The sequence below is a fragment of the Burkholderia sp. GW821-FHT14F03 genome (genome assembly GCF_058803765.1).
This window is the reverse complement of the sequence record NZ_JBXAPG010000032.1, coordinates 24,017-33,210: the sequence shown is the minus strand read 5'-3', so window position 1 is coordinate 33,210 and position 9,194 is coordinate 24,017. Positions and strand designations below refer to the sequence as shown.

1 protein-coding gene is annotated in these 9,194 nt (G+C 67.9%); it reads left to right on the top strand.

Features of this window, described 5'->3' with window-relative positions:
* The first annotated feature begins 1 nt into the window (after position 1).
* Positions 2-9,160 carry an alpha/beta fold hydrolase gene (locus AC1RQF_RS21605; RefSeq protein ID WP_492872920.1) on the top strand — a complete coding sequence of 3,053 codons (9,159 nt, stop codon included), beginning with the start codon at positions 2-4 and terminating at the stop codon, positions 9,158-9,160.
* Positions 9,161-9,194 lie beyond the last annotated feature (34 nt).

The following is a 9,194-nucleotide window of genomic DNA, read 5'->3' as shown; positions in this document are numbered from 1 at the left end:
TATGACCGAGAACTTCGAGAACTGGTTCGATCGACTGCGCAGCGACACGCTGGACGAGCGGGATGGGATCGCGTTGCTCGCGAGTCTGCGCGACGCGTTGCGCGGAAGCGGCGCCCGTGCCGCGGCCGTGCCAGGGGACCGTCTCGACGGGGCGCGTCTGCCGCGCTTCGCGACGCCGGATTGGCAGGCGCGATCGTATCGCGAGGAGCGGCAGGTGGCGCCGACGTTTGACGCGGTACTTGTGGTCGGCGAGGCCAGTCTCGCGGCCGACTGGCGAGAGGGACTGACCGCGGCCTTTTCGCCGGCGCGGATCTTGTGGATCGACACCGGCGCGCAGCCGCCGGAGGCCGCGCACGAGGATCCCGTGCCCGATGCTGTGGCCGAGAACGCCCGCGTGGCGGTGCTGCTGATCGACGATCTCGCGCAGGATGGCACCGTGGGGGAGGCTGACGAGCCGCATCGTTATCTGACGCGCTTGCTCTGGGCATTCGCGTTGCTGAGGAACCTGCTCGCCCGGCGTATCGAGCGCTGCCATCTGCTGCATCTGACGCCACTGCGTCATGCGCTGCCGATCGCCGCCGCATGGCATGGGCTTGCCAAGAGTGTCGTGCTCGAAAGTCCCCGCTTTGCGAGCGGCGGTGTCTGGCTGTCCGACTCAGACGCGGCCCGCGTGACACCCGAGTTGGCCGCACGCGAGCTGTCCGAACTGATGCCCGCGCGCCATCGAGACATTGCATGGATCGACGGCCGGCGCTGTGAGCGCGTGCTGGTCGCCCACGCGCATGGCGCCGTCGCCCCGACAGTCGGACCGTTGGCGTGCGGCGAGACGGTTTTGATCACGGGAGGGGCGGGCGGACTCGGTCTCGCGATCGCGGAGCGGCTGACGACCGATTTCGCGCTGCGCGTCGTGCTGTGCGGCCGCCGCGCGGCTCACGCGCTGGATGACCGACAGCGCGACTGGCTCGCGCGGCATCCGACCGTGCGTTATGTGAGCGCCGACGTGAGCGACCCGGATCAGGTGCGCACGCTGATGGCGGAGCTCGGAGCGGCCACGCCGCTCGCCGCGGTCTTCCACGCGGCGGGCGGTAGTGACGACGCGCCGCTGCGTGCGAAGTCGTTGCGCGCGATCCGCGCGGTGCTCGCGCCGAAGGTGCTCGGCACGCAGTGGCTCGATCGCCACGCGATCGGCCTCGGTGTGCGCTACTTCGTTTGCTTTTCCTCGGTCGCGTCGCTGGCCGGCAGCGCGGGCCAGGCCGACTACGCCAGCGGCAACGGTTTCATGGACGAATACTGCCGGCTGCGGCAGGCGGCCAGCGATGCATCGGGCGGCTGTTGCTACCTCAGCATCAACTGGCCCTACTGGCGCGAGGGCGGCATGCGCGCCGATCCGGGCCGCCTCGAACGGATCGCGGCCGACAGCGGCCTCACGTCCCTCGGCACGGTCGAGGGTGTCGACAGCCTGCTGGCCCTCCTCGCGCGTCCGGCACCGCAGGTCGCCGTGCTGCCGGGCGAGCGTGCCAGGATCGACCGCGCGTTCCTGGCGACGCAGCCGCCGGAAAGGCCCGTCGCTCGCGCCGAGGCGGACGATCCGGCCTCGGGATTGCGCGAACTGGTTGCGCGGACGCTGAAGATGGCGCCGGAGGCGATCGATGCCGACACGCCGTTCAGCGAGTATGGCTTCGACTCGATCCTGTTGACGGAGCTGGCAAGCACCATCGGCCGTCGCTATCCGGGGCTGGAACTCGAAGTCGGCGTGTTCCTCGATCATCCCACGCTGCGCGAATTGAACGACTGGCTACGCGTTCGGCTGGCGGAGACATCCTCGGATCCCGACATCGCGCGAGCCGCGCGACCGGACGAAGTGGCGCCGTCCCAGGGCGACCCATTGCTCGACAGGTTACGCGCGCTGGCCTCGACGATCCTGAAATTGCCGGCGACTGACATCGACGCCGAGACGTCATGGTCGACATTCGGCTTCGATTCGATCAGCCTCAACGAGTTCGCGGTATTGATTGCGCGTGATTTCCGGACCGGACCGCTCGCGGCGGATCTATTTCTGTCCTGCGCGACGCTCGCGGAGTTGGCTGCGCATCTCGCCGCGCGCGTACGCGCCACCGAGCCGGCGCACGAGCGGGCGCCGGCGCGCCGCGTGGCGGTGTCGGCGCTGACGAATCCCGGCCCCGTACCGGACGCGACCGAGGAAATCGCGATCATCGGCATGGCGGGGCGCTTTCCGGGCGCGAGCGATCTGCCCGATTTCTGGCGCAACCTCGTCGAGGATCGCCATGCTGTGACGGAGATTCCGGCGGACCGCTGGCGGTGGCAGGACTATGCGGCCGGCGCGCCGGGCAAGACCGATTGTCATTACGCGGCGTTCCTGACCGCGATCGACCGTTTCGACGCCGCGCACTTCAGCATTTCACCGCGCGAGGCGGAGTTGATGGACCCGCAGCAACGACTGTTGCTCGAATGCGCATGGGAGGCGTTCGAAAATGCGGCAATCGCGCCCGACTCGGTCCGCGGTCGAAGGATCGGACTATTCTTCGGCGCGGAGAAGCACGACTACCTGTCGTTGATCGCCGACGCGGACGTCGACATCGATCCCTACATCAACACCGGCAACGCCCACGCGATGCTGACCAACCGCGTCTCATACTTCTTCGGCCTCACCGGCCCCAGTATGACCTTGAATACCGCGTGCTCGAGTTCGATGACGGCGATCCACGCGGCGGTCGCGAGCCTGCGCAGCGGAGCATCCGAGATGGCGCTCGCGGGCGGCGTGAACATCTTGTTGAGCCCGGGGCTGTTCGTGCTGAACCGCAAAATGGGAATGTTGACCGCCTGCGACCGCATCAAACCGTTCGACCGCGATGCATCCGGTCATCTGTTCGGCGAGGGGCTCGGGCTGGTGCTGCTGAAGCCGCTGCGTCTTGCGTTGCGCGATGGGGATCCCGTGCATGGGGTGATTCGCGCGGTCGACGTGACGCACGGCGGCCATGGCCGATTTCTGACCGCGCCCCACGCGCCGTCGCACGAAGCGTTGATCCGGGGCGTCCTTCACCAGGCCGGCGCGTCGCCCGCCGACGTTGACTATCTGGAGGCGCAGGGCAGCGGCGACGCGTCCACCGACCGCATGGAGCTGGAGACCTACCACGCGCTGTACGGCGACCGGGCGGGCGGCGAGCCGCTACCCATCGGCAGCGTGAAGGGGCATATCGCTCACCTCGGCGCGGCGTCGGGCGTGACCGCACTGATCAAGGTGCTGCTCTGCATGAGCCACGACCGGCTGCTGCCGATTCTCCATCATCGCCAGATCAACTGGCCGCACGACGAGCCGTTCGCGGGCCGGCTGCTGACCGCGCATGCCGAATGGCGTCCGAAGTGGGTCGATGGATGCCGAGTGCCGCGCGTTGCCGCGGTACACAATTTCGGCTACGGCGGCGTGAACGGGCATCTGCTGGTACGTGAATATCTGCGAGCGCCGGCTGTCGAGGCGAGGTGGCCGGCCGTCGCGCGGCTTTGGGTGGTGTCAGCGCGCACGGCCGCGCAATTGCGGCAGAGCGTCGCGCGCCTCGTCGCCTACCTGCGCGACGGCGGATACCGGCTGCATGGTCAGCGTGAGCCCGGAGTCGAGTCGATCGCATTCACGCTGCAGACCGGCCGGCAGCCGCTCAATCATCGCCTCGCCTTGTGGATCGGCGATACTTTCAAGGTCGACGGGCTGCGCACGGCGCTCGCACGGCTCGACGCGTGGCTCGCGGACGGACACGGCGACGCGCATCTGCTGACCGGTGTCGTCACGCCCGCGAGCCGCGTCGAGCCCAGCCCGGCCAGCGACGAGGCAGCAGACGATCCCTTGCGCATCGCCGCGCGCTGGATCAGCGGCGCGCCGATCAATTGGACCGCCTGCTATGGCGACACGCGGCCCGCCCGGATCAGTCTGCCTGTCTATCCATTCGCCGCGACCCGGTACTGGGTGGCGTCCCGCAAAGACGGCGACGGAGCGGCTCCGCAGGGCGGCTCGACGGCGCCAGGCGCAGCCCCGGCTCTCGCCGGCGTGTCATCCGCTGCGCGTGCCCGGCCTGCAGCCGTCCTGCATCCGTTGTTGCATCGCCTGATCCCGGCCGATCGCGCGCTGCGTTTTCTCAGCACCTTTTCCGGCGACGAGCCGTTCTTTCGCGACCATCGTGTGCGGAGCGCCGCGATGCTCCCGGGTGCGGCGTATTGCGAAATGTTCATCGCGGCGGCGACACTCGCGATGCCGGAATCCGAACGGTGTTCGGCCGGATTCCGGCTCGAACACCTCGTTTGGACCCGTCCGCTCGTCCCGTCCGACGGTACGGCCGACATTGCGGTGACGATGGAGCCGGCTATGACGCCGGCTCGTCGTGCCGGCATAGACGGCCGCGATGTGTTTCGCTTGACCGTCGGCGATGTCCGCAGCAACGACGCGCAACCCTATGCCCAAGCCATCGTCGTGCCGGAGCAGCGCGACACGATGCCGGTTCCGCCCATCGTCGAAGTTGAGCAACTGGCCGTGTACTCGCGCGGTACACGGATCGACGGGGCACGGCTGTATCGGCGCTTTGCCGAATTGGGCTTCGAATATGGTCCGAGCCACCGGTGCATCGACGCGCTGTTCTACGACGGCGATGAAGTGCTGGCGCGCATGCGTCCGTACGAACCGGACACGCACGGCACGGGCTACCTGCTCGCTCCCGGCCTGCTCGACAGCGCTTTGCAGGCCTCGATCGGCTTTGATCCTGCAGCGCTCGACGCGAACCATGATGGTCACCTCGACGGCCGGCTGTCGCCGTTGCTGCCGTTTGCGCTGGAACGACTGCGTTGCCATCGCACGTCCGGTCTGTCGGAACACGTGCGCTGGGTCAGGCTGCGACGGCGCGCGGGCATGGCCGGCAACCCGGTCGTGAAGCTCGATGTCGATCTGTTGGACGCCGACGGTCATGTCTGCGCGCGCCTGGAGGGGTACAGCGCGCGACGCGTGAAGTCGGAAGTCGCGGCTTGCGCCGTCCCCGCGACGCGTCGTGATGCGGCCGGCACGATACCGGTGCCGTTGCCCGAGCCTGCCGTTTGGCGCGACGAGGACGGTGTGCGCGTCTACTCCTGTCGTTTCGAACCGAATGACCTTTATCTGCGCCATCATCGGATCGATGGGCAAGCCCTGTTACCGGCGGTCGCGCTGCTCGATCTGGCGCGGGTCATCGCCGACACGCTGCCTCGCGACGAGGCTGCCGCGGCACTGCGCATCAGCCGGGCCACCTGGCAGAAGCCGGTATTCGTCGGTACGCCGGGGCGCGATGCAGCGCTACGCGTCGCCCACCGCGATGGCTGTTGGACGGCTACGCTGGAAAGCGGCAACGGCATGCAAGGAGGCGTGGCCCCCTATGCGCAATGCGATCTCACCTGGACCGCCGACGTTCCCGACGCCGACCCGTTGCCCGATCGCGCACGCCGTGCCGGCGCGCCGCTCAGCAAGGCGGACGTCGCCCAGCGCTTCGCTGGCTCGCTCGTCCGCGAATCGGGCGACGTCTTGGGCCTGCCGGGTGGAATCCGGATCATCGGTTGCGAGAGCAGCGCCGACACGACTTGGCTGACGCTAGCCTGTGAAGATGGAAACGACGACTCGGCCGGCGGCGCGCGCTCGACCGCGTTCGGCCTACTGTTCGCGATAGTCGACTTGTGCGGACGCGACCGTGAGGCGGCAGGACTCGCCATCCCCTACGGGATCGACGAATGCTTGCTGTACCGGGCCTTTCCCCGCCAGGTGCGGGTCGAGATCCGTGCAGCCTCACCGGGCACCAGTGCGCGCACGCGTGTCTACGACATCCGCATCGCCGATCTCGAGCATCGACCCGTGATGCAAATCACCCGGCTCACGATGGTCGCGCCGCGCGAAGCAGCGGCGGGTCCGGCCGCGAGCCCGACCGCTTTGACCGATGACGCGACGCTGGCACTGCAACAATGTCTGCGCGAATGGGTCGGCGAATTGCAGAAAATTGATCCGGACGAGATCGGACTCGATGACGATCTTGCGACGTTCGGTCTCGACTCGTTCAGCTTCACGGCGCTTTCAAGCCGTTTGAACGATCGTTTCGCGATCGACACGATGCCTACCGTATTTTTCGAGCATGGCACAGTCCGCGCACTGGCGAATGGCTTGCTGCGCACCTATCCGAACCTCGCGGCCGGTCTGCGAGACGACGGTCGCGTGACACGGCGGGACGAGCCGGGGCCGGGCGCGATCTCGCCGGTAAGCGCTTCATTGCCGCGAGGGCCGGCCGGAACCGACGCGATCGCGATCGTCGGCATGGCGATTCGTCTTCCACGGGCGAAAACGCTCGATGCATTCAGGCGGCGCCTGATCACGCCGCACGAGGAGGCGAGTGGCCTCGAGGCGGCTGCTTCGAATCGGGCCGATACGGATAAGAACGGCGCGGATGCGGCGACACAGGCCGATCGGGTCCCGCCAGCATGGTTCGGCGCCGACGTCGAGGAGGGGGCGTCCGGCCGGGGGCTCGTGTCGGTGCTCGAAACCGTCTGGCACCTGTTCGAGGACGCGGGAATGGCGCCGGCTACGCTGCGCGGTAGCGATACCGAGGTCTACCTGGGCGTCTCGTCGCGCGCGACGGCGGAGAGCGATCTGCCCGTTGCGTTGCCCGCATCGCATGCATTCTCGAACCGAATCTCGTTCGAATTTGATTTTCATGGCCCGAGTCAAGCTATCGATACGGGCTGCTCGAGCGCGTTGGCCGCGCTTGCGCGCGGTGCCGAACGCCTGAGGCAGCGGCGCTGCGGGCTCGTGGTCGTCGGCGGCGTGAATGTGATCGCGCCAACGTGCGGCGGGGAGGCTCGCGCATCGGACAACATGGACGGTGGGATCGGCATGGTCCTGCTGAAGCGTCTCGACGACGCGCTGCGCGATGGCGACCGGATTCATGCCGTGGTCGCCGCGGTCGCCGAGAACCATGGCGGACGTACGCTGTCCTTGGCCGCGCCGAGCGTCGAGGCACAGCGCGAATTGCTGATCGCGGCGTATCGTCAGGCGGGCGTCGGCGCGGCTGGGATAGGCCATATCGAATTGCATGGCGCCGGCACGGTGGTGGCCGACACGATCGAGTGCGAAGCGCTGCGCGACGCGTTCACCGAACTGCGGGGACGGCAAGCCGTGCCACGGGAGGCGCCGCGTTGCATGCTCGGCGCGATCGGCGGACGGCTTGGCGCACTCGGCGCGGCGGGTGGCATGGCCGGCGTGATCAAGACAGCGCTGATGCTGCGGCATCAAACAATCGCTGGCCATCCGCCATGGCTGGACACGCGCCTCGTCGATCTCGAAGGCAGCGGCTTGGAAGCGGTCGGCGAGGCGGCGCGGCCATGGCCCGCGACACACAATGCCCAGCCTCGCTGCGCGGGCGTCAGCAGTTTCGGCGCGACTGGCGCGAACGCGCATGCCGTGTTGTTGGAACATGTGGCGGTCCCGGCCCATCGCCCCGATGGGATGTCGCCGCCGGATTCGGCCCGCCTGTTCCTGCTGTCCGCGCACAGCGAAACCGCGCTGCGTGCGCAGGCTCGCGCGCTCGCGTCCCATCTCGCGCGGTGCGCGTCGGCGGACGACATCATGGCCGATGCGCGAGGGCAGGTGCTGCACGACATGGCGTACACCTTGCAGGCGGGACGCGACGCGCTACCGTGGCGCTTTGGCGTAGTGGCGACGACATCCGACGCGTTGCAACGACAGTTGCGGCTGTTCAGCGATGATCCAACGGAGGGGTGTGCGGCGCTCGCCGAATTCCGCGTGGCGCACGTCGATCCGCTCCGCCCCGATTTCTCCGACGACGAGGATATGCAGGCGCTGGTACGGCAATGGCTTGAGAAAGGGAAACGGATGCACGTGCTGCGTCTCTGGCTCGATGGCGTCTCAATCGATTGGCGAGCAGCCTACCGTACGCGCCCGGGTGCACTGACCGACCTGCCGCCGTATCCGTTCCCGAGCGCGGTGGCGCTACACGAAGCCGGCACGGACTGCGCCGTTGCCGCGGCTCAGACGCCGGCTCGTGCGGCGGGCGATCTCGCGGTCGACGTACGCATACGTCGCCTGCTCATCGGCGGACCGGAACGCCACGCGTCCATTGACGGGAATTCGCCCGCCGATGCAGAGGCGCTCATGCAACGCATTCGCCACGTGGGCGAGTTGCTCGGCGCCACGTTGAGTGTCGGCGATGCTTACCGGTACCCCAATGTCGACGCGCTGCGCACCGCCTTGCGCGATCGTGAACGGCGCGCGGAGGCTGCGGATGGAGTCGCGGCCGCGGCTTCCGGCGATCCGTTCGCGCGCTACTACCGGATGGCGTTTGGTGAAATCGATGGCTTCGAGCGTGCGCTACTCGAACTGGACGACGATGTCATCCTCGACGTTCTGCACAATGTCTCGCCGGGCAAGCCGCCGCTCCTGCTGCTGGCGCCCATGGGCTGCCTGGGTACCGCCTGGCTGCATCAGGTGCGCGAATTCGCAGCCGACTACTCGATCATCGTGTGCCATTACCCAGGCCACGCGGCGAGCAGCGGCACCGCCGCGCTGTTGTCCGCGGCGGGGACACTGGCAGACGTCGCCCGGTTGATCTGGACGGCGCTTGATCGACTCGGCATCGGCTTGCCCGTTCATCTCGTCGGCTGGTCGATGGGGGGGCTCGTTGCGGAATGCATGACAGCGGTCGATCCGGAGCGGGTAGCGTCGATGACGCTGGTGAATGGGCTCGACGCGCCCGGCAACGGCGGCCTCGACCGCGCGATGCGCGAGTTGGTGCATGAGGTCTCGACGCAGGTCGCGCCCGAGGTATATCGCCATTTTGAGGGCGACCACTTCGCGATCAAGGCTTGTTATGACGCGAGCATCCTCGATGCCTACCTGCGTTGCGCCAGCGCTACCACGGTGAAGAAGGATCTCGCCGCGCCGAGGTTTCCGGTGCTGGTACTCGCGGGGGGGCGCGATCGCGTGATTCCGCCGGAGGCGTCGAGGCGCCTGTGGGAGCGCTTCGACGGCGCCGCGTTCGAGTTGCTGGACGAAGCCGGACACTACTTGCCGATGACGCATGCGGACTGGTTCAACGAGCGGTTGAGGCAGCATCTCGAAGTGACGGTCTGACCGTCCGAGCGCGTCGGCGCGCTCTTTCCACAAG

Coding starts and splice junctions, on each gene's coding strand:
- AC1RQF_RS21605 (WP_492872920.1), top strand. CDS start 2: ATGACCGAGAACTTCGAGAACTGGTTCGATCGACTGCGCAGCGACACG.